The 2,909-nt window shown below is 47.6% G+C and carries 1 protein-coding gene and 1 pseudogene; both read right to left on the bottom strand.

The window, feature by feature from the left end:
• Positions 1-49: 49 nt before the first annotated feature.
• Positions 50-1,021, bottom strand: a pseudogene (locus AB5935_RS24190) (site-specific integrase); the annotation flags it as partial.
• Between the two features lie 376 nt (positions 1,022-1,397).
• The coding region (locus tag AB5935_RS24185; RefSeq protein WP_368327675.1) for a type IV secretory system conjugative DNA transfer family protein at positions 1,398-2,909 on the bottom strand (1,512 nt) is incomplete at its 5' end.

The raw sequence follows: 2,909 nt of genomic DNA, 5'->3' as shown, positions 1-2,909 counted from the left end.
TACCATGACTGGCCGTATGGTAAGTTAATCGTGTCTTGAAACCACATTATTTGCCGATTTCTTTCAGTATCTTATTGCAGGTGGGTTGCTAGACACGGGGGACACATGACCGTTCCGTGTCATTCCCTTGTGCTTCTCTATTATCTTTCGGGGAACATCCAACAGTCGGATATTGGATTTAGTGTTGATATTCTTTCTTCGGGTGATAATCCACAGGTTGCCATCAAAGAATGTTTGAAAGTTATCCGTTGTAAGGTTCTTCACATCGGAATACGCCAGACCCGTGAACACCGAAAACAGAAACAAGTCCCTCACAAGCTCGTGGGTCGTGTCAAACATCTCGGTGTTCATCATGGTGTGTATCTCCTCTTTCGTGATATATCCTCTGTCCACGCTTTCGGGAGAATTGATATATCCCGTAAAGGGATTTTGAACGGCAGACGTCCGTCATTTCTCGCTATCGAAATGATGTGCTTCAACACAATCATGTAACCCCATAGGGTATTGGTGCGGCATTTTTTCACCGTGCGTAGGAAATACTCGAAGTCATTGATGAACATGAGGTTCAACTCTTTGAGGGGAATATCCTCACGCTTATAGGTATGTGGCAGGAACTCCCGTATATGCTTGTAGACGGTTATGTACCGCTGGAATGTCCCTTTGACTCTGCTGTGCCCGACCTTCTTCGCAAACTCTGCATTGTGCTGCTCAAAGAGTTTCAGCAAGGTTTCCTGCTTGATGTCGATACCGAGATAGGCATCTTTCAACTTGGCGGCTGTAACATACCTATCCGTCTTCATCAGTTCTTGGTAACGAAGGTTTACCTCCACCCGAATTTTGTCAACCGCACGGTTGATTCTCTGCGCTTCGGCACTTTTACCCGAAGCACGGTTGTTCTTCACGTCCCACAAGTGTGGGGAAACATCCATCTTGCAGCGCTGAACTGCTTAATCTCTCCGTCCACCATAAGGCGGCACATCAGTGGCAGATTGCCGTTGGGCTTTGCACTGCCTTTCTTCACATAGAATAAGACCTTGAATGTACTTCATAACTCACATTTTTTGGGTTACAAAATTAGTTTACTGTGAGTTACCGACAACTACGCAGAATTACGCAAATTGCAGAAAAATAGCCTCTTAACGAAAAATCTTTCCCGACCACTTGGTAATGATGTGGTAACCGAACTCTTGCGCTGTATGGCTATATTATGGCTTTCTTTGGCTTCTCGCCAAGAGAAAAATATAGCGTAACGAACGCTTTATCAGCCTGTTCGCTACGCTTTTCTCTGATTTACTTTTTAGCTATCTGTTTATTTTAAGTCAAGATAGAAAAATGTATTTTCTACTTTCATTTTTTATTGCAATTTTTGAAAATGTGAACATATACAACTGATTTTTCTATCTGTCGGCGAATAAAGAGTTTACATCCTCCTCTGTCTCTTCCATTCCGAGCACCCTCTCGATATCTTTCAGTATTCTGGTATAATTGTCAGATATTTCTTTCTCCGTCCTGAACGCAACTACCGGAAGCGGTTCCTCCTCCAGTTCGAACAGCCTGAACTTCTTCCTGAAATGCCCTTTGATATTGGAACGGTTTCCCATTCCGATAAATTCCCCCGGTTCCAGTGAAGCGAAGTCCTTTGATTCATATATCTCTTCCTTCTGTGTGCTGATGGTCACGCTGGAATTGCGGCCGCCACCGCTGCTGCCGGAGCTGGTAGACTTCTTCTCCTTCTCGTATTTCCCGAAAAAGAGAGGGTAATATTTCAATGCCTCCACATCCTGTGTGCGGCCCAGGAAGATATTCCCGAAATTCGCCTCGATGGACGACCTGTCCAGTTTACTGTACAGTTTTTCCAGCTTGGCTCCGGACTGGGTGAGCAGCAGGAACGCCGCCCCGTACTCGCGCAGGACGGAAGGCAGCTTCTCGAAGTCACGCACCTTGAAGGTGGTCATCTCGTCCAGGATAAATACAAAGGGGACTCTGTTCTCCATGGAGAACGAGCGCGAGGCGATACTCATTACCATGGCGATGACGGGGGATATCACCGACTCCGTCGCATAGTTGTTGCTGATTGCAAAAAGTTTCGGATGCTCAGGATCAATCAGATTGAAGTCGAAGTCATTCCCTGTCAGCACATAGCATATGTTCTCATTGGTGGCCAGCTTCGCCACATAGTTGCTGAGGGTGGACACATAGGAGGCCTGTGTTTTCTCACTGCCTTCCGCCTTGAGGTATGCCCCCGCCATCATGGCGCTGATATCGTTCAGCTTCAGAAATTCCTGAAGCTGTCCCGTATCGGCCTTCATCACGAAGTTGACGATATGCGGCAGCGTGCAGCATTCCGGGAACTCGTCCCAAAGCCTGTACGCCACGCCGTTCAGGATGCCAAGCGCGCCCGTATACCATTCGTCCTGTTTGGATGTGGGCGGCATCAACGCGCCCAGTACGTCCTCCATCAGCTGCATGAGCATCGTCCTGTCCTTTATATTCCTCCTGTCCAGCGGATTGAAGCGGTAAGTCCGGTTCATGTCCGTGAAATTTACATAATAGAACTCATGGGGGTATCCGTGTTTCCTGATCAGGTTGTATGCAGTCCGGGTATAGTCAAAATCCTTGAAGTCATAGATGAAACCGGCGAATCCTGACCTGATGTACTGTTCCATCAGCGGTTTGCCTATGGATTTGGTCTTGCCGGAACCGGCTCCTCCATAGACAAGGAAATTGGAGAACCAGTAATAATATCTGATAATTGTCCCGTCCGTGGCGTGAAGGGAGAGCAGGGCTTTTCCGTCCTTTCCGCTTTCTGCCCCTCCTTTGAAAGAAAGACGGAGAAGTACGGAAACGACACCCGGAAGCAGGAACCACCACCCGTCCGGGATGGTGGCATGTGCGACAGCTGTTTCTGC

The sequence above is a fragment of the Phocaeicola sp. RTP21198st1_B8_RTP21198_201120 genome (assembly GCF_040929485.1).
Classification (GTDB): domain Bacteria; phylum Bacteroidota; class Bacteroidia; order Bacteroidales; family Bacteroidaceae; genus Phocaeicola; species Phocaeicola dorei.
This window is presented reverse-complemented; position numbering and strand designations above follow the sequence as displayed.